The organism is Chryseobacterium sediminis (genome assembly GCF_008386505.1).
GTDB classification, from domain to species: domain Bacteria; phylum Bacteroidota; class Bacteroidia; order Flavobacteriales; family Weeksellaceae; genus Chryseobacterium; species Chryseobacterium sediminis.
In genome coordinates this window covers 86,619-109,859 of record NZ_VUNZ01000007.1, presented here as the reverse complement: position 1 = coordinate 109,859, position 23,241 = coordinate 86,619, and the positions used below count along the sequence as shown (strand labels likewise).

The window sequence follows — 23,241 nt, the reverse complement described above, 5'->3', positions numbered from 1 at the left end:
CAACAGTGGTATTCAATATGAAAAACGCCATTTAAATCCAGTACAGCCTATTAAATCACCATAGAATCAAACATTTGTTTAGATAAAAAACATTCAGTTTTTGCCCCATTTTCATCGTTTTATATATTGGAGTTATTCACTGTATTTTATGGGATATTTCTACTATTTCTATTTAAAAATTTCAGGATATTTTGATTAGAAATAATGACTTTTTTATTTCAATTTGTTCATTAGGTTTCCGGACTTCAGATATTCATTTGTACCTTGATAAGAGTAAATTCCTGGCAAAAATCAACAGAAAAACAAAAAAAACTTTTGTATATATTTTTTTAAAGGTCCAATATTAGACTTTTTCAGTTTTTTTAAACATCCCACAATTCTTCAATCTATAAAACTAAAAATCAGACCATTAATCCAAAATACGATCTTGAGTCCTGTAAATAAAGAACTCGAAATTTGTCAATTCCGACATGCTTTTCTTGGATTATGGAATATACAGATGCATCTTTGCTCCAGGTAAAACACCATACACTTTGTCACAAAGCAAGGCTTCCTTACTCCCGCAGGTGCAATTTAACGCAAACTATAACCATGAAATTTTACAATAGCTGCCTGCGGGAACTGGGCCTTATTTTTCTTAGAAATAATTCATTTAAACATTCAGTATTCTAAGCTACCATTCTTATTTTTTCAAATACTACCAAAAATAAATTCTACTCTGACACAGCGATAAAACCATAGAATTTTATTAGAAAATCATATTTCAGAATCGAATTTGAAACTCAAATTTTGGGAAATAAAATATTGAAAGTCAAATATAATCTACCAACAGCCGTTTATATCTCACTAATAAAAGAAAAAATTTTTTGTATATTTAAAACATCTGTGTATTTTAGATAAAAATATTAACATGATTTTTGACAAACTAATTAACCACCTAAAACTCGATAAACAGGAATTCATTTTCCAGTTCAACTCACATCCTAACTATCCATCTGCTTTGGCTTTTAGTGATACACTGAACTTTATGGGGGTGAAAAATGATGCTTATGAACTTGACAAAGAATATTGGGACGAACTTCCGGAAGAATTTATTGCTATTGTTGAAAATTCATTTTCTCTTGTAAAAAAGTCAGGCAGCAATTATTCTGTATACTCAGAAAAAGCAAAAACCTTCGGTAAAGAAGAACTTTATACCAAATCAACTGATTTTGTACTGTTGTTTGAAAAAACCGAAAATGCAGAAAATAAGCTGGCTTTCAATTTCAAGCCGGTTCTTTATTTAATTTTTGCGGCTGTTCTCGCCTATTCATTTATAAGCCAAACCATTTACGAAGCCCTTTTCAACCTTCTTTCTTTGGCTGGAGTATATATTTCACTGGAAATCTTCAATCAGAAATTCGGGAATACATCTACTGTAATCGGAAGTATATGCGGTGGCGGAGGTGCTGCTGCCAGCCAGACAGTCAACTCCTGTGATAAAATTATAAAACAGGATAAAACCAGTATTTTAGGTTTAAAATTCGCAGACTTTTCCCTGATCTATTTTGCAGGACTTGCAGTGCTGGGATTATTTTTACCGGCTACAGCTTATATCGTAAAAGGATTTACCTTTGTTTCTGTACTTGCAATAGGATATTCTCTATACATTCAGGCTTTTGTAGAAAAAACGTTTTGCAGAGTATGCCTTTTGATTATTTCAATCCTTGCAGCACAAATCGTAGTAAGCAGTTTATTTTTCGAGAATCTGTCTTTCAGTGTGGGAACACTTTTATTGACTATTATTCTGTGGGCACTTGTTTTCTCTGCCGTTATTTATTTCAATACTCTTCTTGAACAAAAAGAGGCTCTTCAAAAGTCTAATGCGAAAAATCTTAGATTCAAAAGAAATTATGAGCTTTTCAAAAATCAGATGGAGCAGAATCCAAAAATTGAATTCCAGAATACGGAAACTTTTGCTGTTGGGAAAAAAGATGCGAAACTTCGTATTTCTATCGTTTCCAATCCATACTGTGGTTTCTGTAAAGATGCTCATAAACTGGCAGAAGGCCTTTTGGAAAAATACCCTGATAATATTTCTTTACAGATGAGATTCAATTACAGTCCTGAAAGAGCTAATGAAAAATACACTCAGCTTATTTCAGACTTAACTCATATCTACCACAACAAGCCGGAAAAAGAGTTTCTACATGCTGTAGAAGAATGGTTTGAAACTAAGGATGAAAGCAAAATCAATGCTCTTTCCGGAGGAAATGTAACGTCAGAAAACCTGAATCCACTGATAGAGATGACTAATGAAAACAGTAATGCAGGATTAAATTTCACCCCGATTTTTATCATCAACGGATACCAATTCCCTGATAAGTATGATCGTGAAGATATTTTATTCTTTATTGATGAATTAATAGAAGATGATGAGATTTAGTAAATAAATATCATTCATTTGAAAATTTCATTATCTTAGGAAGACAAAAACAACATCTGATAAGATGTAAAGAGCAGAAAAACAATGGCTAATGGGACTATTCCGGTTTACCATTTCATTGAATCATAATTGAATTAAAGTAAATGTCGTCACCCGCTGACGGCATTTTATAATGAGTAGTAGTTTTGAAAAAAAAGTTTCCTTTTTATAAGCAACCAGATACCAAAGACTGTGGCCCTACGTGTCTCAGGATTGTAAGTAAGTATTATGGTAAAAGTATATCTCTGCAGCAGATTCGTAACCTTTCCGAAACAACACGTGAAGGAAGCAGCCTTCTTGGGCTAAGCGATGCAGCAGAAAACCTCGGGTTCCGGTCAATGGGAGTCCAAATTGATTTCAATACCCTCACAGAAGAGGTTCCTTTTCCCTGTGTAGCACACTGGAATAAAAACCATTTTGTTGTTGTATACAAAATTGATAAAAATAATAAAGTATATATTTCCGATCCCAGCTATGGGCTTATTACGTATACAAGAGAAGAGTTTATCAAATCCTGGATCGGAGAAAATGCAAACGAAAATACAGAAGAAGGTATCGTCCTGATTCTTGAAACAACCCCGGCATTTTTCCAGACAGAATTTGATGCTGAAGAAAGTAAAGCCAGCTTTACTTTTCTTTCCAAATATCTCCTTAAGTATAAAACACTTGTCATCCAGCTTGCTATTGGGCTTCTGGGGGGAAGTTTATTATCCCTGATATTCCCGTTTCTTACCCAGAGTATTGTAGACGTCGGGATCCAGAACCAGGATATTAATTTTATCTATGTGGTTTTACTTGCGCAGATTATGCTATTCCTTGGAAGAATGGGAATTGAAACGATACGAAGCTGGATTCTTCTCCATCTTTCAGCGAGAATCAATATTTCAATTATCTCCGATTTCTTTATCAAGCTCATGAGACTTCCTATCAGTTTCTTTGATACGAGAATGACCGGAGATATCATGCAGAGAATAAATGACCACCACAGAATTGAACAGCTGCTTACAAGCTCATCATTAAACACCTTGTTCTCACTGGTGAATCTTATCATCTTCAGTATTGTCTTGCTGTTTTATGATTACAGACTATTCCTTGTTTATCTTGTTGGAGCAGTATTGTATATCGGTTGGATCAGTTTCTTCCTGAAAAAAAGAAAAGAACTTGACTACAAAAGGTTCTCTCAGGTCTCTCAGGAACAAAGTAAAGTGATTGAGCTTATCAACGGTATGCAGGAGATTAAAATGCATAATGCTGAAAAACAAAAACGATGGGACTGGGAATTTCTTCAGGTAAAACTGTTTAAAATCAGAATAAAATCTCTTTCATTAGAACAATGGCAGTCTGTAGGAGGTAACTTTATCAACCAGATGAAAGATATCTTGGTAAGTTTCCTTTCTGCAAAGCTTGTTTTGAGTGGAAACCTTACTTTAGGGATGATGCTTTCTGTACAATATATCATTGGACAGTTGAACAGTCCTCTTCTTCAGCTTATCGACTTTATCAAGCAGACTCAGGATGCTAAGATCTCTCTTGAAAGATTAGGAGAGATTCATGATAAAGATGATGAGGAAGATAAAAATGAGCAGTACGTCACAGATGTTCCAAAGAAAGATATCGAGATCAGGGATATGTCATTCCGTTATATTGGCTCCGATGTTCCGGTTTTTGAAAACTTAAGCCTTACGATTCCCTATCAGCAGACCACAGCTATTGTAGGAGCCAGTGGAAGTGGGAAAACAACCCTGCTGAAACTGTTAATGAAGTTTTATGATCCTGACCAGGGTGAGATCAGAATCGGAAGCACCAATATGAAGAATATTTCTCCAAGATACTGGAGAGACCATTGTGGAGTGGTAATGCAGGAAGGATATGTATTCAACGATACTATTGCCAATAACATTGCCGTAGGTGAAGATCATATTGACAAACAAAAACTGAGACGTGCTGTAGAAATAGCCAACATCAAAGAATTTATTGAAAGTCTTCCGTTAAGCTATAATACGAAAATCGGAAATGAGGGAGTGGGTGTAAGTGGAGGTCAGAAACAGAGACTTTTCATTGCAAGAGCCGTTTACAAATCTCCTGAATATATTTTGTTTGATGAAGCAACATCTGCGCTGGATGCCAATAATGAGAAAGTGATCATGGAAAACCTTGAGCAGTTCTTTAAAGGGAAAACAGCAGTGGTTATTGCCCACAGACTTTCTACAGTAAGACATGCTGATAAAATCATTGTACTGGATCAAGGAAAAGTAGTTGAAGAAGGAAGCCATGCTGATCTGGTAGATTTAAGGGGAGAATATTACAGACTTGTAAGAAATCAGCTTGAATTAGGCAGCTAATTATAAAAGCAAAAATATAGCGGAATCCGAAAAGCTTACAGAGTAGGAAAAAATAAACTAATTAAATCATGAAAAATCTTAAAAAACTTTCAAGAAAAGATTTGACATTAGTCAGTGGAGGAGTAATTATTCCGGACAATAACTGTTGTGGATCCTGGTGTCTTGGCAGCTGGGTACCATGCCGTATAAAGCATTTTGAATGTCCTCCCGATGCGGATACTTCGCCACCATCTTGGTATGACGGGAACTGCCCAATTATTTAAATTATATTCCCCCTGAAATATTGGGGGAAATTTTACCTCAGAACAATGAAAGAAGACGTTTTAGACAATATTGAACTTCGCTCAGAGAGTGTACAGGATATTCTTACCCAGCCACCACATTGGATGATCCGCTGGGGAAATACAGTGATATTTATTATCCTCCTGTTGATTCTCTTAATGAGCTATATTATAAAGTATCCGGAATTTGTACCGGCTCCTATTATTGTAACTTCCCAGAATCCTCCGGAGAAGATAGAAGCAAGGACAAGTTCCAAAATTGAAAAAATATTCATAAAAGACCATCAGGAAGTTAAAAAGAATGATGTTCTGATGGTGATGCAGTCTGCAGCTAACTATAAAGATATTTTAGAGCTTAAAAAACTGGTAGACTCTATTACTCCTGATAATTTATATAACTTCCCTCTTGCTCAGGCTTCAAGGTTTAAACTGGGTGAATTACAAGGTGAATACAACAGTTTTGCAAAAGCATTTCAGGATGAAGCTCTTTTTACAAGATTACAGCCTTATGTTCCGGAAAACCTGGCAGCCAACCAAAGTATTTCCGAATACCGCGTAAGGATAGCTACCCTAAAACAACAGAAAAACCTGGAATCTATAAAATATGATCTGACTAAGAAAAATTTCAACAGATCTCAGGAACTTTTCAATCAAGGAGTTATTTCGGCTATGGAACTTGAAAATGAAAAGATCAAATATCTTCAGGCCCAGCAAAATCTTGAAAATCTTAAAATCTCCATTTCACAAATGGATGAAGGGATTACCAATCTTAATAAAACTAAAAGCGGGACCGCCATTAACACAGAAAAAGACAGAATTACATACTCTTCACAAACTTTACAGCTTCTTGAGCAACTGAGAAAATCTTTAAAACAGTGGGAACTGAATTATCTTGTTATATCATCTACAGATGGTGTTGCCAGTTTCCAGCAGTTTTTTGGCGAAAATCAGTTTGTAAAATCGGGCGAGCCTATTCTTTCTATTCTTCCTAAAAACAAAGAGCAGCTGGTAGGCAGAATGTCTGTTCCTACCACGAACTCAGGAAAGATCATTCCGGGCGAAAAAGTACTGATTAAACTAGACAACTACCGATTCCAGGAATATGGTATCATCGAAGGAAAAGTACAGAATATCTCTCTTATTCCTGATGATAAAGGAAATTATTATGTAGATGTTATTTTGCCAAAAGGATTAAAAACAAGCTATAACAAAACGCTTACATTCGATAAAGAACTTAGAGGCAGTGCTGAGATCGTAACCCAAGACCTTCGATTGATTGAAAGATTCTTCTATCAGATCAGAAAGCTTCTTGGATATCAGGTCTGATAAATTTGCTCAAAAAAATACATGCCGTGCTACAGATTGTAACACGGCTTTTTTATGATATTATCTTAGATTGGTCACACTTAGCTTATTTTACACACCACCAAATTAGCACAGTTCATTGATTACAGACTTTATTTTGCAAAAAGAGGTTTCTGCCCATAAATAAACAGATCGTCTCAAAAAAGCCTGTAAGAAAGCGAATACATGGAAAACAATGATCTCCCATTTAAAACATTCCGATAAAAAAAATATGACAAAGTCGAAATCCGGATAATTCCCTTAATTTTCTATTGAAAGGTGATAATTTTTAGAAATAAAAAAAATGGAGAGAAATGAAAAGATAAATATGCAGCTATTATAAAATTAAAAACCGCAATCATTAAATCAATGATTGCGGTTTTTTGTAGCGAAGACGGGAATTGAACCCGTGACCTCAGGGTTATGAATCCTGCGCTCTAACCAACTGAGCTACCTCGCCTTTTTGGTGGTGCAAATATAGAAAATATTTCTTTACCTCCAAAATTATTTTAACTTAAAATATTCCAAAACATCTCCAACGTGATCTGGTTTGTTGATAATCTTATTGTTAGCATCTAAAATAAAATATGTCGGAGTTGCATGAATATTGTACATATCCGTATAACTACTGTTCCATCCTCTCAATTCCGAGTCATTCACCCAAGGAAATGCAGCAATCTTTTTAGTATAAGAATTTTTGTCAACATCTAAAGAAAATCCTACAACCTGAATATTCTTTGATTTCAGTTCATTGTATTTTTCCAAAAGTTGCGGAAGTTCACTTTCACAGTGCGAACATGTAGATGACCAGAACACAACAACTTTTTTATCAGCCTTTATATCGTATAATGACTTTGCAGTAGTATTTACAGGTGACTGGAACTTATAGTTAGGGAAAGCGGCCCCCATTTCAATGTTGGCATTCGATTTCAGGGTAGAAGCAAGTCTGTCATTGATGGTACACTTAAGATTTTTGGCAAGTGATAAATATTTGCTCTTGTACTCATCCATCTCATATACATCAAAAATATCAATCAGCTCTGATAAAACAGTTTGCCCTCTTGGAGTCTCCACTTTTAATCGGTCTAACAATTTATCAACAGAAGCAACAACATTGGTATTTCCTCCGGAATTCAGATAAGATACTAATACTGGTCTTAGCAATGAGGAGGTCTCAAGCATATCATTGGACTTGTCCAGAAAGTTTATTATTTCCTCCTGATCTACTTTTTTGACAGAATCCGGTGAGTTGGAAATAAATTTACTGTAATTCGTATTATAATAAGTAATAAACGGATGTTGAGTGGCATCAATAGAGCTGGAAGAACCGGAAAGTCTATCAATCTCTATTTTCAGCGCTTTTCCAAAGTCTGTATTGTCTTTATAATATTCTTTGATCTGCGCTAAAGCCGGCAAAATAAGCTCTTTCTTTTGAGAACCTTCCTGCTGCTTACTCATCAGGTTATTTGCTTCATCCAGATAAATAACATCTTTAACTTTATTATTCTGGATATCCAGTTTAAAGTTGACATTTTTATTTTCAGAAATAAAGCTTACGGTATTATTAGAGCCCGGGAAATATACTTTCATCATTCCCATATAGCTGCTTGGATATTTAAAAGTCCATGTACTATTCTTACTCTTTTCTTTAGTAACAATAATATCTTTTGAGCCGTTTAATGTATATAGAATAGCGTCCTGATCTTTAAAGTCTGCCGGAGTCTGAATGGTAACTGTAAACTGAGCCTGCAGAGCAAATGCGGCCAAAACCGCAGATAGCGTATAAATCTTTTTCATAGAGTAAAAATAAAAAAACTCTCTGACTAATCAGAGAGTTTAATATTATTTTAATAAAATTTTATGCTTTTACGCTCTTGTACTTTTTTGTAAAATAAACAATAAATGCAATTGCTACAATACCAAGTACATATACGTACATATCAATGGGTGCAGGCGCTCCGGTACCATTCCCTCCATTTCCACTTCCTGTTGGTGCTGGTTGTGGTGGGGCAGCATTTGCTAAAGATATAGCAAAAAGAAAAAGAGCTAATACTAGTTTATTAATAGTTTTCATGTGGTTTATTTTAAGATTTTAGTGTTAACAGTTTCTCCTTTATCAGAAACGATTTTTACAACGTATGAATTTTTAACTGAGCCATCAAGCTCGATTACAAAATCTCTGGATGCATCAACCGCTTTTTTAGAGATTACTAGTTTACCGCTCATATCATAAACTTGAATATCTGCTTTTTTCCATTTTGGATCAAATCTTACAATGTAATTTGTAATAGATGGATCATATACTACAAGTGTTCTTGATGCAGTAGCTTTATTGTTATCTACTGCTAAAGTAATATTACTTGGTTCTCCATAATACAAATTAGCTTCCTCATTGGTAACTGCTACAACATCTCCTTGTTTAGCTTCTATTAAATTTCCGTTTTCGGCTTTATAATAGAACCCAATTCCTGAAGATAATTGATGTACACCAGCAGGGATTAGCTCTGCATTTTCTCTGATCTCGAATTTATAAGATTTCACCTGATCCAGGTAGTAGTTAACTAACTTAACATTTTTACCCTTGAAGTTATTTTCATTAGCTTCGTTAATATATAACCAATAGTTAGTATTATTATTATCATACCCACCATTCAATGATTCTTCAAAAGTACCGATGATATTTTTACCAGCTGAAGCCTGAACAGAAGTTGCTGCAGAAATCTGGTGACCTGTTGTTAATGCTGGAGAAACAACGTAGTATGTTCTGGAAAGTTCTTTCCCATTAGCATCAAGACCGATTACCCCAAGCTGTTTTACAGTATTGGTTGTATTCTTACCAGTAGCCATTTTAGCTGCGTTTACATCATAGTTAACACCAGCTGTTCTAGCAGTTGATTTGAATCTTCTCAGTGTATTAAAATTTAAAGTCTGAGCTGTATTGTCTCTTAACTTTATTTTAAACGACTGCATAGGCTTGATTACCATTTTATCTAAATTCACATCTCCAATTGCCGGAGCAACTCCGTCACCGGTAGGAACAAAGGTAACAACCTGAGAACCTGTAGCATAAGTAGAACCATTAGGAAGTGTAACAATTGTACCTGGGTTATATTCAATACCCCAGATATTTCTTACTGCATTTCCATCAGATCCTGTAACACTTTCAGTATATCCAATATTAGATAAATCTAAATTGGTAAGGAAAGGGTTTCCGAATTGGTAGAAATTTTGACCAAATGTATTAGCCCATGGATTTGTAGTAAACTCAAAACTATCATCAAGATAAGTGTTATACTTCTCATTGTACTGGTTTAGAGCATTACCATTAGTTCCGAACACAACATTAGAAGCTCCTAAATTAGATTTTCCTGCGTTCTGTAATGTTACAGTACCAGCATATGGGGCATATGGTTTTCCGTTAATATTGAATACATTTCCTGATGCAGGAGCACTTGGATTCCAGTCGTTATTTTTAACCTTTAGCATATAATAACCTGAAGCATCCCAAGTAGTCGAGGTAGGAGCTAGATTCAAAGTAGTAATAGAAACAGCATTAGCATTATCCCACTTAAGAATTGGATTATCGTACCTTCCGGTATTGAAAGTTTTACCAACTTCGGCAGATAATGAATTGTAAGCTTTACCAGAGAAAGGTAAAGCAACTTGCTGGAAATAATTACCACTACCGTTACTTGTAGTTCTGTATTCTTTGGTTACGACACCAGAAATATTGGATTGGGATAATCCGTCGATGTACAGCTGACCATATGTGGAAGTAGCAAAAGAAGCTGGAGTATTAAGCCTTAAGATGATATTTCCACCGTCAGTTTTATCAGCACCGGCAGCATCAATTGTCTTAAAACTATCTGTAGCAGATCCTACAACCATAATATTTCCATGTACGTCCAAAAGACCATTACCTTTTGTCTGTACACCTCCACCACTATAAACTAGGGTGCCTTCGCTCACATACATATTAGCATTAGTGTCAACGTGACATAGTATCTGCGCCTGAACAGAGTAACTAATTGCTAAAAGACCTATAGCAAATAAACTTTTTCTCATTGTATAAATTATTTGTGTGTTAATACAATCTTCACCCGCAAAGGTATTATTATTTTTCTTATAAAAAAAATATTTTATCTATTAATCAAAACATTATCTTCTGTCAAGATGATCTTTTTGTCCTCTCCTATTGAAAACATATAGTCTTCTAGAACTTTTTCGGTAGTACCTCTCAACCCTCTTGCGCCTAATCCTTTCTCAATAGTTTCCTCTACGATTTTTTCAATTGCACCATCTGTTATTACTAAATCTGTGCCATCCATCTTGAAAAGTTCCACAAATTGATTCACAATTGAATTTTTGGGCTCTTTCATAATTCTTACCAAAGTCTCTTTCGTGAGTTTATCGAGGTAAGTGATGATTGGAAATCTTCCTAAAAGTTCCGGAATTAATCCGAAAGTACGAAGATCAATTGCATTAATATTTGTTAATATATATTCATCTTCGTCTGTTTTATTGATTTTCTCAGAACTGAAGCCTATCGCCTGCTTATTCATTCTTCTTTCGATAATCTCTTTGATGCCGTCAAAAGCACCCCCAGCAATAAATAAGATGTTCTGAGTATTAACCTGAATATATTTCTGATCCGGATGTTTTCTGCCTCCCTGCGGCGGAACATTGACGATGCTTCCTTCCAGCAGTTTCAGTAATCCCTGCTGTACACCTTCTCCGGAAACGTCTCTTGTAATACTTGGATTGTCTGATTTTCTTGCAATTTTATCAATCTCATCAATGAAAACAATTCCTTTTTCAGCTTTTTCCACATCATAATCTGCTACCATCAGAAGTCTGGATAGAATACTTTCAACATCCTCTCCTACATATCCTGCTTCTGTCAAAATAGTGGCATCTACGATACAGAAAGGAACGTTCAGTTCTCTGGCGATAGTTTTGGCCAGTAGAGTTTTACCTGTTCCCGTCTCCCCTATCATGATGATGTTCGACTTTTCAAGTTCCACTTCTCTGTTTTCGTCCTGAGCGTGGAGTAATCTCTTATAATGATTATATACAGCAATAGAAAGCTGTTTCTTTGCCTGATCCTGCCCGATCACATACTGATCAAGAAATTCTTTGATCTCTTTCGGCTTTTTAAGTTCAGCCATACTGTCGGCAGGTGAATATCCTGTTTTGGATGCACCATCTTTTACAATAGCGTGCGCCTGCTCTATACAATTTTCACAAATAAAACCATTCTGGCCAGAAATCAGCATCTGTACTTCATTTCTTTTTCTGCCACAGAAAGAACATTGGTTGGAGTTCATATGATATAATATATGTATATGTTAAAGAAAATCGTAAAAAATTACTTTTTTACGATTTTCTGATTGTTAAGAATTAATAATTGAGTGTTGAATCTCTGTATATTCTTCGTTCGTTAATTTTAATCTTTCATTTCTAAAATTCATGTCTTCCATCTTGTTTAAAGGAATCAGATGGATGTGTGCATGAGGAACTTCAAGTCCTACCACCGCTACTCCTACTCTTACACATGGAATTGCAGTTTTGATCTTCTTGGCTACCTCTTGGGCAAATCCCCAAAGGTTTTTGTATTCTTCACTTTCAAGATCAAAAATCAAATCCACTTCTTTTTTCGGAACTACTAAAGTATGTCCTTTCACCAAAGGCATTGCATCTAAGAATGCAATAAAGTTTTCATTTTCTGCAATCTTATAAGAGGGAATTTCGCCATTGATGATTTTTGTGAATATAGTGCTCATTTTATCAGAAGTTAGGGTTAAATATTTAGAAGTTTAGAAATAGAAACCGTATCAGACTATAAAGAAATGTCTAATACTTCAAAAGACAGTTTGTTTCCGTTCGGTAAAGTAATTTCGGCAGTTTCGCCAACAGCTTTCCCCAACAAACCTTTTGCGATAGGAGTGTTTACAGAAATTCTTCCTGTCTTCAGGTCACTTTCGTTATCCGGTACCAATGTAAATACCTGCTCTTGCTTGGTAGCATTATTTTTAAGTTTCACTGTTGTTAAGATGGAAACTTTTGAAGTATCTAATTGGCTTTCGTCTATAATTTTAGAAGTAGAGATAACATCCTTCAGCTTAGAAATTCTCATTTCAAGCATCCCTTGAGCCTCTTTAGCCGCATCGTATTCCGCATTTTCAGACAAATCTCCTTTGTCTCTTGCTTCCGCGATCTGCTGAGTGATTTTTGGTCTCTCTACAGTTTCCAACTGTTCCAGCTCAGCTTTCATTTTCTCTAGGCCCTCCTTAGTTACATAGCTTGCCATAATTTTCAAAATTTAGTTTTAGTATAAAAAAATAATCCGACATTTGCCGGACAATGTTTTCGTGTTGTAATCGTTTAATTTTTACAAATATATAAAAATTTAAATTGAAATGAAAAAAACTTTTTCAATCTTATCCATTTTCAGTATATTGATTTTCAGCAACTTATCTGTAAACTCTTGTGGAAGCAGAGAAGATACCGTGAGCTGCTTCCCCAATACCCCCATTAATGTATCTCTTAATCTAAATCTGCCTGCCTACTATGCTTTGAACAATATCAACGGCTGGATTTATGTGAACGAACAGCAGTCCGGAACAAGAGGGCTGATTATTGTACGAACTGCAAACGGATTTAAGGTGTATGACAGAAATGCGCCTCACATATGTCCTGATAATAATACAACCCTTGAAGTAAAGGACAATATTGCTATTATTTGTCCGCAGGATAATACAAGATGGATTTTAAGTACGGGACAGCCAGAGGCCGGAGCTAAAACCTCTCTGCCACCAAAAACCTATCCTTATACTTATGATGCGCCAAGTAAAACTTTAAATGTTTATTATTAGAATATCAAATGAAGATCGTTATACAAAGAGTCTCTGAAGCCAGCGTGAAAGTAGACGGAAAAATTGTTGGTGAAATCGGGAAAGGATTAATGCTGCTTGTAGGTGTGGATGAAAATGATGAAAAAACAGATGCAGACTGGCTTGTACAGAAGGTTTTAAACCTAAGAATCTTTGGAGATGAAGAGGATAAACTTAATCTTTCTGTGAAGGATATTTCAGGAGAAATCCTTTGCATCAGTCAGTTTACATTGATTGCTGATTACAAAAAAGGGAACCGCCCGTCTTTCATAAAAGCCGCAAAACCTGATAAGGCAATCCCCCTTTTTGATTATTTTAAAGAAGAAATAACTAAATCCGGATTAAAAACGGAAAGTGGAATCTTCGGAGCGGAGATGAAGGTTTCCCTGATCAACGACGGACCTGTCACTATTGTAATGGATTCGGTTACTAAAGTCTAATTGCATTAAGATGGATAACAAAATATAATCATTGCTTATCCGGCAGTGAATTAAATACCTCAACAAAACCATTCAGTGATCCTGGATGGTTTTTTGTAATCATACCAAGTATATTTTCCAAACCTCAAAGACTTCAAAAATGATAAAATTTATCATAAAAAATTGATGAAAGTCTTTATACATAAGGGATGAATAAAAAAACAAAAAATAAATTCACAAAAATGTGATTTGTTTTTATTTTATTATTATTTTTGGTATAAATCAAAACTGATTTACAACCATTTAACAAAATAGTATGAAAACAAAAATCAACCTTTTCGCATTGTTTGCGTTCTGCTCTTCCCTGTCTTTTGGTCAGGACAGCCAGCCCAGACTGAGTCAGGATCAAAATTCCATCATCTATGTATGCTTTTCAAAGGGCATTAATTCAGAAAAAATGGCATTCAGCAGAAATGCTGATCTTGAGAGATTTTCAAGAGAAAATAAAATTTCATTTAAATACGATCTGGATTTTACAGACAATAAACTTGATGAAATGGCAAGAAGCAGTAAAGCAATCGGAAACTCTTCAGAATCTGTAGAAAAACTGAAAAGAATCTATAAGGCTGATCTGCCTCTTCAAAATGAAGAAACCACTCAGAAAATCATTCATAGTCTTGAAAGGTTTCCTGAAATAGAATATGTATCTGTAATGAGCGCTACTCCTATTGAACCTCCTTTGGTCAATGCTTTTGTAGCAACCCCTGATCTGGAAAGCATTCAGACTTATCTGAATGACAATCCGGGAATCAATGCAAAATACGCCTGGTCAAGAGGAATTACGGGACAGAATATTCGAGTAAGAGATGTGGAATATGGTTTTTACAAAACTCATGAAATGCTTACTAATCAAAACTCTATACAGCTTGAACCGGGATATTCTCCGAATGCAGGATTAGCCAATAATAATTACCGCGACCACGGAACTGCCGTGGTGAGTATTTTAGGTTCAATAAAAGATAATATCGGGCTTACAGGAGCTGCTTACAGTACTTCTGAAATAAAAGGATATATGGAATGGACAACCGTGGGATACAACAGAGCTTCTGCGGTAAGCAGATCTATTAATGCTTCTCAGGCAGGCGATATTATTCTGTATGAAATGCAGACCGGAGGAAAAGATGGCCAATATTGTCCCGCAGAGTACGATAAAGTAATCTGGGATCTTACAAAAGCGGCTACTGATTCAGGAATTATTATCATTGCTGCTGCTGGTAACGGAAATCAGAATCTGGATGATCCGTTTTATGCAACTTATCTTGCCAGAGGAAATAGCGGTGCTATCATTGTAGGAGCAGGATCTCCTAATACTACCCATTCAAAATTAAGTTTCAGTACTTATGGAAACAGAGTGGATGTTCAAGGTTGGGGAAGCAGTGTTCTTGCTGCAGGTTATGGTTCTTATGCCAAATATGACAATGATAATAACAGGACTTATAATTATTTCAGTGGTACAAGTTCTGCAACGCCTGTAGTATCTTCTGCAGCAATTTTGATTCAGTCTTTTTATCGTCAGACAACAGGTCAGAACCTGACACCCTCTGCGATGAAAAACCTATTAATTTCTACGGGAATTCCTCAAGGGGGAACTGTAACGGGTCAGAAGATCGGGCCTCTACCTAATGTTAAAAATGCGATACTGCAATTGGAGAGTAAATTTGCTACTCCTGTAAAAACATTGTCTCCGCTGGAGGTTAAAATTTATCCTAATCCGTCCAGCAATACTATTGCTATTCAAAGTACGGAAAACAAAAAACTGGATTTTGAAATCATCAATCTGCAGGGGCGTACAGTAATCAAAAGTTCTGTTTTGTCTAATGAAAAAATTGATATTTCACAACTTCCTACCAGTCAATATATCATCAATATCAATGAAGGCCAAAGAAGAGTTGTTGAGAAATTCACAAAACTTTAATAAGATTTTTATACATTTTACTTCACATCAAACCCTCTTTCAGAATACTGGAAGAGGGTTTTTATTATTAATTTTTATCCGGTTATTTCGCAGGAACGCTGCTGAAATTCAGGGCTACTTTAATGTTCATGTCTGAAGAGGTTTGATTCTTCAGTTCGTAAACAGTTCTTACGGTCAATCCTGAGCTTTTTACAATTTCATCAAGAAATCCTGTATCGTTCAGGTCCAGATTTAAGCTGGAAGAATTGGTAGATATATTAGAGCGTGATGCAATCAGTCTTTCTCCTGTTCCGTTGGATGAAACGTATATTTTAACGGTTTTGAATGCACTCAGATTACCTCCCGAAGGGGATGCAACAGAAATTTTAGCATCTGAAATTCTTACGTCTTTAATCTTTGCATTATTATTTCCTCCGAACCATGTCTGTACATTAGTCGCTGTTGCAGTGGAAGAAACTTCTTTATCTGCAGGAACACCTGTAGACACTAAAACATTCGTTGTGTATGGAAATGTATTCTGAACCAGCGACTGTACGGTTCCGCAACTTACAAGTACAGCTGAAGCGGCCATTGCTGTTAGAACTATATTTTTCATAATTTAAATTTTAAAATTCTAAGTTTATTTTGCAGAAATTGTACCAAATTGATTGGGCCTTATTCCACGCTTATGGTAAAACTTCCTTTCGTGTTTCCTGAAGCCATATTACTTTTACCGATAATCAGCCATACTTCACCTTTCCCGGGAGTTTCATAAGTAATTTCTCTTCCGAAAGGCCCATCATAATCTCCGTTAGGAAGTTTGATCTGATTGAAACGGATATTGAAATCTTTCTCTTTGGTTGAAATTTTTGCTTTGATATTCGGGCGATCGTAGTGCGTCAGTTTTAAAACCAGTTCCTGATCATCTTTTTTAAATTCTTCTCCCAAAGTGAAAGGCAGCTGAGTAGCATCGGCTGTTCTTATGATCTGTCCTTCTTTTTCAGTTCTCATTACGCCTTTACGCAAAACTTCTTTGGTAGCCGGAGCATTGTTAATGATTGAATCTCTTTTTCTCAATGCTGCAGAATCTGCTTTTACAACAGAATCCGGCATTTCTGTAACAACTGTAGAATCCTTCTCCGGAACATTGGTCACGGCAGGTTCTTTTTTACATGAAATAATAATCAATGGAATTAACAATAAGCTTTTTTTCATAATAATTAAGTTTAAGAATGTATCAACATATCATTCTGGTGAGTTCTATGAAATGCTAAAACTGTTCCAATCCTAAAGAATAATTTATTTTTCCGGCTGCAATTAATGAATGGTCTGATAGTAAATAATCTTTGAAAGGAATGTTTTGGAGGTTTCTTTTTTCACTTTCGTCTGCAAAGTCTTTTTTAGTTTCTGATCATTTTTCTCATCTGCATATTTCAACAGGGCTTTTTCACTGAAATTGATAGAAGTTAAATGATAGTTGACTGCAAAATCTTTTCTTTTCATGTTCTGAGAGGTAATGAAGCCACCCCAATTGAAGTAACTGCACACTAAAATGGTTCCATAGAAATACCAAACCATTGTATTGACAAGGAATATATTTCTTTTTTGTTTTTGAATTTTAATAAAGGTCAAGGCAAGACCAATTAATGATAACAGAAGGAAAGCAAAAACCCCTAATCTTTTATAGGTAAATGCGTAATTAATGATATACTCATAATTTTTAACAGCAGCCGACATAACAAGAACTGCATTGAGGAAAATCCAGATTTTGGCTAAGATTTTCAATAATCCCGCTTTCGGATCAAAATTAAATCCTGATTTAAAGTAAAACATGATGACCAGAATCGCCATGATGATAGACATGATGACGGCATTCACTCTTTCATGGGTTTCTTCGGAAAGCTGAACGGGTGTTTTTACGGCTTCATAAAACTGTTCATAATTGTAAGTAATAATAAAAAAGATCAGTAAAATATTCAGCAGAACAAAAGAGACAACTCCACTCATTCTTTCGGCATTGAGATCAAGAAAGGAATAGGTAGCCTTTGGTATCCGGGAATCTTTTTGAAAATCATTATCCAAAAAATGGTTGTTTTTGTAGATGAGTTTTTCCACTGCAAAGTTCCAGTAGTTAAAGGCAATAAAAAAACCTAATACAGAGAGACAGAATACCTGCCATAAATTAATATCCAGTTCATAATCTGTAAAAAGAGCGGCAAAATGATCACTTCCTGCAGAATAAATTCCAAAGAAAACGGAAACCAGCACCAAAGGAATTAAAATGAAAGCGAATGTCTTTTGCCATAACCCAGGAACATTCTTCTTGGGCAGCCATTCATCAAAACTGAAAAAACGGCAGAATGAAGTGCAGCAATTCACAATAAAAACCGGAAGCAAAAAAAGAATTTTCAACCTTCTGTTCTTTGATTTATATCCCAGCAAAAGAAGCGAACTGACCACCGCGATAAAGGAGGGAAAATCCCCATACCAAGCAAATGCAATACTGGATAAAATGCTTGTTGCAAAAAGAAAATACAGGGTTCTGGTTTTATTTTTCTCAGGAGTTTTAAGCAGGGTTAATACAGCATAAATGATTCCTAGAATTCCAAGGTTCAGGCCAACATCCTGATCATAGAAGACAATGACAAACAGGATGGCGGTAAGAAATATATAATGATGTGTTTTCATGATATTTAAAGATTGAAAAATTAAAAGATTAAAAAAGTTAGATTTTGAGAACCTCATCTATCCAGGTGAACTGTGTCATTATATAGAGATACAAGACTGTTATCGGAATATTGACAAGCAAAAGTAAAACTGAATTGCCCGATGCTTTCTGATCTGAAACATCAGTAAGATAGATAATAAGCTCATGCAGAAGAATAAACATATTAATCACAGCGGTTACCAGTACATAATAAAAGCCCAGCTCAATAAAAAAATCCGCTCTTATTAACCAAAATACAACCAGTAGAAGTGTTCCCAACAGAAAAGAAATGATGAATGATCTCTTCCCAAGCGGACTGAATTTTATTTTCTTCATGGTAATTCGTTTTAATGAAGAACAACTGTTTCTTTCTGTTGAATAAAATCCATTACATGTTCATACTTCTGGCTCAACAGCTCTTCAAAATCCCAGTGATGGAAAGCACGCATATTCTGTCCCTTTTTATAAGCCTTGATATAAATTTTCACATATTCAGGCAGAATAATTGTTCCTAATACGATTGCTGCCAGAAGATGTGCATTGAGTTTACCATTTCCTAAGAGCAGATATTGCATGGCGATTTCATCTTCAAAATTGGTCCCACAACCGGTTATCAGGTGGTGTACATCGTGGTTTTCCATTTTAGGGATCATTGAAAAACCGTGTTTTCTATAAAATTCACCCAATTTTCTTCCCAGAGAATCTTCCTGAAATTCCAGCAGCTGTTTTTCATTGAACTGCCATTGTCTTTTTTTCTTTTTAAAGTATTTTCTGTATAATTTTTGAGTTTTGTCATAGACAAAAAGCAGAAACTGAACGCGTATTTTTTTCATATGTATTGATATTTATGAATATTAATCGAAAAGACTAAGACCTATAAGAGTGTAAGTAAATGCAATAGGAATATTGGCTGTCAAAATGAGAATGGCAATCATACATTCTTTGAATTTTGATGTATTGATAATACCATTTATCAAAAATCCCAATATGCATAATAAGTTGACTGGCACTCCAAAAATGATTAACAAATAGCCTGCTCCGGCAAACCAGTCATTCTTTGTAATGATTGCTCCTAAAAGACAAAGTGTTCCCACTGAAAAAAATACTCCAAATACAGTTTTGCCTAAATTTATTATTTCTGAATCTTTCATTATTATTTAGAATTAGTAATCAAGCCAGTTAACTTCCGGCAAACGGACTTCCGAAAATACCTACCGCAAGCTCCACCCAGATCAATGCAAGAGCCAGCAGAATGAAAATGCAGATCAGGACTTTCTTACTTTGTTTTTTGATTTTGCCTCTGACCAGATTAATCAAAAAAGCTGTTGTAAAGAGTAAAGTTCCTGCTATCAGAAAATCTGAAGCTGACCAGTTTACTTCTTTAGAGAATAGATTCCCCAGCAATGGAATACATAGTAAAGCCAATGGCAGGGCATAAATTGTGACTGTTTTTTGTTTTTGTGTTATCATTTCATTAAAATTTAAATTATAAAGTACTTTGTAGTTCAAAGTTGATTTTCAAAAAAATATAGGACTACCGTCCCAATAGTTTTTCAAGAGCATCCAAATGTTCTTTAAATGCCTGTCTTCCGTTCTGCGTAACACGGTAAGATGTTTTGGGTTTCTTCCCTACAAACTCCTTTTTCACTTCAATATAACCTGCTTTCTCTAATGCATTACTGTGACTGGCAAGATTTCCGTCTGTAATTTCCAACAAGGTCTTCATTTCAGAAAAATCAACCCAGTCGTTGACCATAAGAACGGACATAATGCCCAGTCTTACACGGCTTTCGAATTCTTTATTGAGTTGATTTATTTTGATCATTTTAATTTATCTTAATTATTTCCTTTGTCTAAAAAACGGTGCAAAAATAAGGATTAAAAAAATCTCTCATTTCCTAAAACACTTTATTTATGATGAATCAAGCGGATTTCTACTATTAAAAAACTAATATCATTCTCCATATATATACCGCTCCAATACTGACAACGAGAGATATAAATCCTACTAACAAAGGCCAATAGCCCATAATATTATCTTTTCTTTCTGAATAAAATTCAGTGGTATCTACCAGATTAAGTTTCTTATTTTTATGTAAGGCAATTAACTCTTTCTCAGTATCAAAAATTTTCACCTCATCTGTTTTTGTATCCACTAAAAAGTATGAGCTATCAAAAGTTTTCCCAAAAATATAATTACCATACTCTTCCATTTTTGCCACTTCTGAGACTAATGTCTGCCCATTTTCTTTATTAATACCCGCTTGTTCCGGCAAATCAATAAATAGTAATTGATAGTCATTTTTCAAAGGAACATACCAGGCATCACCAATTCCAATATCTACTTTTTTATTATTTGATATAATGGATAAACCAATAATTCCAACAATATAAAAGGTATAGAATCCTACAAACGGAGCGATAAATGCCAATATCATTTTCCTTCTTCTTCTTTCTTTTTTACTGATAAAATAGGTAATTGTACAACTTGTAACAGCACATATAAAGCTTACAATAAACAGAAAGATAAGGTGTATGAATATGACAAAACCAATTCCCATTACTTATATTTTTTATGCATAATCAATCCATAGACAATATGCAAAACTCCAAAACCAACAGCCCAAAACACTAATCCCCAACCTAAAAAGAATAAAGAAATAAGTCCCAGGACAATCTCAAAATATCCCAGATATTTCACATCTGTTAATGTATATCGCTCTGCTGAAACTAATGCCAATCCATAAAAAATCAGTGTAGCCGGCGCTATGAAAACAAAAAGATGATGGTAAAGAAGTGCGAGGCAAAAAATACCTCCTGCTATCAAAGGAACCGCAAAGGTAATCAAAAGCCGTTTTGTAGTGGCATCCCAGATCTTCAATCCTTTCTTTTTACTTTTATGGGCTGTAAAAATATAACCACTAAGAATAGCAACCACTAAAATAACTATTCCAATCACAACAAGTTCTTTAACCAGGGATGGACCGAGAATATTTCTCTCTCCATCAAGATAGCTTATTCCCTCCCTCTGAAAAACAAAGTACACATATATAGCCCCAATAATTGCTGTTAATCCGGCAACAACACCGGATAAGCCACTTAAAGAAATAAATCTGGAAGACCGTTCCATCATGGAACGGATATGGGATAAGTCTTCGTGATAGTTTTTTGTATCCATAAAAAGAACTTTGAATTACAAAGTTAAAATTTATTTTGAATCTTCCAATTATTTATTTTAAATTTTTTAAATAATTTTCATTCTACTATTATCAAAAAGAAAACCCCGCCAAAAGCGAGGTTCTCGGAATATATTAAAATTTGTTGTTTTTATAACGGATTCTGAACAATCAATGGATTAGCGTTGATCTCAGTTCTTGGAATAAGGAATTCCCAGCGTAAATCTGTATTAGCAACTGTCATTACATTATTGGTAACAACAGAAGAATGGTTAGCTCCTGTTCTGTCCAAGCCTTGGTTTAGCCTTTTCAGATCCAGGAATCTGAAACCTTCTCCCCAAAACTCTAACCTTCTGCTATTAAGAATTTCTGAGATATAGGCAGCGCCCGTTGTTGTAGCACCCGTATAAGAAGGATTTCTGTTTTTTGCAAACACATCAAAAACTGCTTTCGATCCTGCTTCGTTTCCTGATTTTGCCAAAGCTTCCGCTTCAATAAGATACATTTCAGCAGATCTCATATAAGGAACATCTACTCTACTGTCTCCCTGGCTTGCAGCAATGAACTTCTGGCTTGTATATGGGAATTTAGAATATGTTGAAGGTAAAGCAAGCGCTGTATGCGCTCCTGTTGGATCAAAATTCTTAGTTCTTACGTCTGTAGATGGGAATGATAAAAACAATTTACTGTTAATCGCTTTAGGAGCCTGACGAATATTGGTTGAGTTAAAATTCCTTGACATGTAAGCACCAAAATTTGAGAATGAATCTCCCTGATCTGCTATGATTATAGCACCCCACATCCATTCACCATTAGCCGCTAAGTTATTAAATCCAGCTGTATAAGCTGTATTATCCATTAACGCAAATCCTACACGGGCTGATTGAGCTGCAGTTACAGCTGTTGCATAATTTCCTTGTGTTAATGCAATTCTGGCTCTCAATCCTAAAATCACCTTATCATTAAAATGTGATTTCGTAGCTCTGGCAACCCCTGCCAGTCTGCTTGCAGCCTCATCAAGGTCTTTATTGATCTGGGTATATACTTCTTCTACTGTATTTCTCGCTAAAGGTATTTCATTCGCTACCAGTCTGATTGGAACTCCAAGCTGAGTATTGTTAGCACCCGGCACGTATCTTTTACCATAAATCTGAACCAGCATATAATAACAGAAAGCTCTGAAAGCATATGCTTCACCAATTGCTGTTTTAATAGTAGCAGCATCAGCAGCAGTTGGAGCAGGAACTGAAGGGCCATTAGCAATAACTAAGTTTGCATTTCTTATCAATGCATAATAAAATTGGTAAGGATAAAAATCATTAGACCCACTTTCATTCACCTGATCCTGCCATCTTACCGTTGATACATACCAGCCATTTCCTGTGGATGGAAATACAAGATCATCAGCTAAGGCATCCATCATAATCATAATGCCTCCCTGACCATTCTGTCCCTGACTATCATTTTGTCTGTAATACATATCTCTATGCATCCCATTAACAATCGCCATAAGGTTAGAAGCACTCGAATAAGCTGCTTCTTCAGAGGCTGCTGTAGTAGGATCCGCTTCAAGGTAATCACTCTCACATGAAACCATTCCTGTAAAGACTGAAAGAACAACAGCCCATTTGATATATTGTTTTTTGATATTTTTCATTATT

The 23,241-nt window shown here is 35.3% G+C and carries 24 protein-coding genes and 1 tRNA gene; 7 read left to right on the top strand and 18 right to left on the bottom strand.

Going from position 1 to position 23,241, the window contains the following annotated elements:
• The first annotated feature begins 910 nt into the window (after positions 1–910).
• The 4 genes from FW780_RS22125 (at position 911) to FW780_RS22110 (ending at position 6,413) form a co-directional block, all read left to right on the top strand.
• Positions 911–2,425 carry a thioredoxin domain-containing protein gene (locus FW780_RS22125; RefSeq protein ID WP_149835745.1) on the top strand — a complete coding sequence of 505 codons (1,515 nt, stop codon included), beginning with the start codon at positions 911–913 and terminating at the stop codon, positions 2,423–2,425.
• Positions 2,426–2,610: 185 nt separating this feature from the next.
• Positions 2,611–4,806 (top strand): peptidase domain-containing ABC transporter, encoded by a 2,196-nt coding sequence (locus tag FW780_RS22120; protein ID WP_149835744.1) that lies wholly within the window; start codon positions 2,611–2,613, stop codon positions 4,804–4,806.
• Positions 4,807–4,874: 68 nt separating this feature from the next.
• Positions 4,875–5,069, top strand: coding sequence for a hypothetical protein (locus FW780_RS22115; RefSeq protein ID WP_149835743.1), 195 nt, complete (start codon positions 4,875–4,877; stop codon positions 5,067–5,069).
• A gap of 45 nt (positions 5,070–5,114) precedes the next feature.
• Positions 5,115–6,413: an HlyD family secretion protein gene (locus tag FW780_RS22110; protein WP_149835742.1), complete on the top strand. Its 1,299-nt coding sequence runs from the start codon at positions 5,115–5,117 to the stop codon at positions 6,411–6,413.
• A 404-nt stretch (positions 6,414–6,817) separates the two neighbouring features.
• On the opposite strand, the gene FW780_RS22105 is transcribed toward FW780_RS22110, so the two are convergent.
• The 7 genes from FW780_RS22105 to greA all read right to left on the bottom strand — a co-directional run bounded on the left by FW780_RS22105 (position 6,818) and on the right by greA (position 12,741).
• Positions 6,818–6,891 (bottom strand) — tRNA-Met (locus tag FW780_RS22105).
• Positions 6,892–6,935: 44 nt separating this feature from the next.
• Entirely contained in the window at positions 6,936–8,228 is a 1,293-nt protein-coding gene (locus tag FW780_RS22100) for a TlpA family protein disulfide reductase (RefSeq protein ID WP_149835741.1), read from the bottom strand.
• Between the two features lie 61 nt (positions 8,229–8,289).
• Entirely contained in the window at positions 8,290–8,505 is a 216-nt protein-coding gene (locus tag FW780_RS22095; protein ID WP_149835740.1) for a signal peptidase, read from the bottom strand.
• A 5-nt stretch (positions 8,506–8,510) separates the two neighbouring features.
• Entirely contained in the window at positions 8,511–10,496 is a 1,986-nt protein-coding gene (locus tag FW780_RS22090) for a T9SS type A sorting domain-containing protein (RefSeq protein WP_149835739.1), read from the bottom strand.
• 74 nt (positions 10,497–10,570) lie between these two features.
• A complete protein-coding gene (gene clpX / locus FW780_RS22085) occupies positions 10,571–11,758 on the bottom strand; it encodes an ATP-dependent Clp protease ATP-binding subunit ClpX (RefSeq protein ID WP_149835738.1) in 1,188 nt (395 codons plus the stop codon).
• Between the two features lie 66 nt (positions 11,759–11,824).
• The gene (locus FW780_RS22080) at positions 11,825–12,214 is read right to left on the bottom strand and encodes an HIT family protein (RefSeq protein WP_034695857.1); all 390 of its coding nucleotides are present in this window, start codon (positions 12,212–12,214) and stop codon (positions 11,825–11,827) included.
• Between the two features lie 56 nt (positions 12,215–12,270).
• Positions 12,271–12,741 carry a transcription elongation factor GreA gene (gene greA / locus FW780_RS22075; protein WP_047420150.1) on the bottom strand — a complete coding sequence of 157 codons (471 nt, stop codon included), beginning with the start codon at positions 12,739–12,741 and terminating at the stop codon, positions 12,271–12,273.
• Between the two features lie 109 nt (positions 12,742–12,850).
• Between greA and FW780_RS22070 the strand changes: the two genes are divergently transcribed.
• From FW780_RS22070 to FW780_RS22060, 3 genes are all read left to right on the top strand, one after another.
• A complete protein-coding gene (locus tag FW780_RS22070; RefSeq protein WP_149835737.1) occupies positions 12,851–13,306 on the top strand; it encodes a hypothetical protein in 456 nt (151 codons plus the stop codon).
• Positions 13,307–13,314: 8 nt separating this feature from the next.
• Entirely contained in the window at positions 13,315–13,764 is a 450-nt protein-coding gene (gene dtd / locus FW780_RS22065) for a D-aminoacyl-tRNA deacylase (protein ID WP_149835736.1), read from the top strand.
• A 295-nt stretch (positions 13,765–14,059) separates the two neighbouring features.
• Positions 14,060–15,718, top strand: a complete 1,659-nt coding sequence (locus FW780_RS22060) for a S8/S53 family peptidase (RefSeq protein WP_149835735.1) — start codon at positions 14,060–14,062, stop codon at positions 15,716–15,718.
• A gap of 82 nt (positions 15,719–15,800) precedes the next feature.
• On the opposite strand, the gene FW780_RS22055 is transcribed toward FW780_RS22060, so the two are convergent.
• The 11 genes from FW780_RS22055 to FW780_RS22005 all read right to left on the bottom strand — a co-directional run bounded on the left by FW780_RS22055 (position 15,801) and on the right by FW780_RS22005 (position 23,237).
• Entirely contained in the window at positions 15,801–16,313 is a 513-nt protein-coding gene (locus FW780_RS22055; protein WP_047383035.1) for a hypothetical protein, read from the bottom strand.
• Between the two features lie 59 nt (positions 16,314–16,372).
• The gene (locus tag FW780_RS22050; RefSeq protein WP_149835734.1) at positions 16,373–16,912 is read right to left on the bottom strand and encodes a hypothetical protein; all 540 of its coding nucleotides are present in this window, start codon (positions 16,910–16,912) and stop codon (positions 16,373–16,375) included.
• A gap of 102 nt (positions 16,913–17,014) precedes the next feature.
• Positions 17,015–18,385, bottom strand: a complete 1,371-nt coding sequence (locus FW780_RS22045; RefSeq protein ID WP_149835733.1) for a DUF4153 domain-containing protein — start codon at positions 18,383–18,385, stop codon at positions 17,015–17,017.
• Positions 18,386–18,422: 37 nt separating this feature from the next.
• On the bottom strand, positions 18,423–18,740 hold the full coding sequence (locus FW780_RS22040; RefSeq protein WP_149835732.1) for a hypothetical protein: 318 nt from the start codon (positions 18,738–18,740) through the stop codon (positions 18,423–18,425).
• 11 nt (positions 18,741–18,751) lie between these two features.
• On the bottom strand, positions 18,752–19,237 hold the full coding sequence (locus FW780_RS22035; protein WP_149835731.1) for a Coq4 family protein: 486 nt from the start codon (positions 19,235–19,237) through the stop codon (positions 18,752–18,754).
• A gap of 21 nt (positions 19,238–19,258) precedes the next feature.
• Positions 19,259–19,555, bottom strand: a complete 297-nt coding sequence (locus FW780_RS22030; protein WP_149835730.1) for a hypothetical protein — start codon at positions 19,553–19,555, stop codon at positions 19,259–19,261.
• Between the two features lie 28 nt (positions 19,556–19,583).
• Positions 19,584–19,874: a hypothetical protein gene (locus FW780_RS22025; protein ID WP_149835729.1), complete on the bottom strand. Its 291-nt coding sequence runs from the start codon at positions 19,872–19,874 to the stop codon at positions 19,584–19,586.
• A 64-nt stretch (positions 19,875–19,938) separates the two neighbouring features.
• Complete coding sequence (locus FW780_RS22020; protein WP_149835728.1) at positions 19,939–20,229, bottom strand: winged helix-turn-helix domain-containing protein; 291 nt, start codon at positions 20,227–20,229, stop codon at positions 19,939–19,941.
• Positions 20,230–20,344: 115 nt separating this feature from the next.
• Entirely contained in the window at positions 20,345–20,965 is a 621-nt protein-coding gene (locus FW780_RS22015) for a hypothetical protein (RefSeq protein ID WP_149835727.1), read from the bottom strand.
• On the bottom strand, positions 20,965–21,582 hold the full coding sequence (locus FW780_RS22010) for a hypothetical protein (protein ID WP_149835726.1): 618 nt from the start codon (positions 21,580–21,582) through the stop codon (positions 20,965–20,967). The genes FW780_RS22015 and FW780_RS22010 overlap by 1 nt, the downstream gene beginning before the upstream one ends.
• Positions 21,583–21,731: 149 nt before the next feature.
• Positions 21,732–23,237 (bottom strand): RagB/SusD family nutrient uptake outer membrane protein, encoded by a 1,506-nt coding sequence (locus tag FW780_RS22005; RefSeq protein ID WP_149835725.1) that lies wholly within the window; start codon positions 23,235–23,237, stop codon positions 21,732–21,734.
• Positions 23,238–23,241 lie beyond the last annotated feature (4 nt).

What these genes read in the sequence shown, in the direction of transcription:
- FW780_RS22015 (WP_149835727.1), bottom strand. Translation starts at nt 20,965, where the DNA reads ATGGGAATTGGTTTTGTCATATTCATACACCTTATCTTTCTGTTTATT.
- FW780_RS22045 (WP_149835733.1), bottom strand. Translation starts at nt 18,385, where the DNA reads ATGAAAACACATCATTATATATTTCTTACCGCCATCCTGTTTGTCATT.
- greA (WP_047420150.1), bottom strand. Translation starts at nt 12,741, where the DNA reads ATGGCAAGCTATGTAACTAAGGAGGGCCTAGAGAAAATGAAAGCTGAG.
- FW780_RS22115 (WP_149835743.1), top strand. Translation starts at nt 4,875, where the DNA reads ATGAAAAATCTTAAAAAACTTTCAAGAAAAGATTTGACATTAGTCAGT.
- FW780_RS22070 (WP_149835737.1), top strand. Translation starts at nt 12,851, where the DNA reads ATGAAAAAAACTTTTTCAATCTTATCCATTTTCAGTATATTGATTTTC.
- FW780_RS22035 (WP_149835731.1), bottom strand. Translation starts at nt 19,237, where the DNA reads ATGAAAAAAATACGCGTTCAGTTTCTGCTTTTTGTCTATGACAAAACT.
- clpX (WP_149835738.1), bottom strand. Translation starts at nt 11,758, where the DNA reads ATGAACTCCAACCAATGTTCTTTCTGTGGCAGAAAAAGAAATGAAGTA.
- FW780_RS22100 (WP_149835741.1), bottom strand. Translation starts at nt 8,228, where the DNA reads ATGAAAAAGATTTATACGCTATCTGCGGTTTTGGCCGCATTTGCTCTG.
- FW780_RS22060 (WP_149835735.1), top strand. Translation starts at nt 14,060, where the DNA reads ATGAAAACAAAAATCAACCTTTTCGCATTGTTTGCGTTCTGCTCTTCC.
- FW780_RS22010 (WP_149835726.1), bottom strand. Translation starts at nt 21,582, where the DNA reads ATGGATACAAAAAACTATCACGAAGACTTATCCCATATCCGTTCCATG.
- FW780_RS22055 (WP_047383035.1), bottom strand. Translation starts at nt 16,313, where the DNA reads ATGAAAAATATAGTTCTAACAGCAATGGCCGCTTCAGCTGTACTTGTA.
- FW780_RS22005 (WP_149835725.1), bottom strand. Translation starts at nt 23,237, where the DNA reads ATGAAAAATATCAAAAAACAATATATCAAATGGGCTGTTGTTCTTTCA.
- dtd (WP_149835736.1), top strand. Translation starts at nt 13,315, where the DNA reads ATGAAGATCGTTATACAAAGAGTCTCTGAAGCCAGCGTGAAAGTAGAC.
- FW780_RS22040 (WP_149835732.1), bottom strand. Translation starts at nt 18,740, where the DNA reads ATGAAGAAAATAAAATTCAGTCCGCTTGGGAAGAGATCATTCATCATT.
- FW780_RS22025 (WP_149835729.1), bottom strand. Translation starts at nt 19,874, where the DNA reads ATGATAACACAAAAACAAAAAACAGTCACAATTTATGCCCTGCCATTG.
- FW780_RS22050 (WP_149835734.1), bottom strand. Translation starts at nt 16,912, where the DNA reads ATGAAAAAAAGCTTATTGTTAATTCCATTGATTATTATTTCATGTAAA.
- FW780_RS22090 (WP_149835739.1), bottom strand. Translation starts at nt 10,496, where the DNA reads ATGAGAAAAAGTTTATTTGCTATAGGTCTTTTAGCAATTAGTTACTCT.
- FW780_RS22020 (WP_149835728.1), bottom strand. Translation starts at nt 20,229, where the DNA reads ATGATCAAAATAAATCAACTCAATAAAGAATTCGAAAGCCGTGTAAGA.
- FW780_RS22030 (WP_149835730.1), bottom strand. Translation starts at nt 19,555, where the DNA reads ATGAAAGATTCAGAAATAATAAATTTAGGCAAAACTGTATTTGGAGTA.
- FW780_RS22080 (WP_034695857.1), bottom strand. Translation starts at nt 12,214, where the DNA reads ATGAGCACTATATTCACAAAAATCATCAATGGCGAAATTCCCTCTTAT.
- FW780_RS22110 (WP_149835742.1), top strand. Translation starts at nt 5,115, where the DNA reads ATGAAAGAAGACGTTTTAGACAATATTGAACTTCGCTCAGAGAGTGTA.
- FW780_RS22095 (WP_149835740.1), bottom strand. Translation starts at nt 8,505, where the DNA reads ATGAAAACTATTAATAAACTAGTATTAGCTCTTTTTCTTTTTGCTATA.
- FW780_RS22125 (WP_149835745.1), top strand. Translation starts at nt 911, where the DNA reads ATGATTTTTGACAAACTAATTAACCACCTAAAACTCGATAAACAGGAA.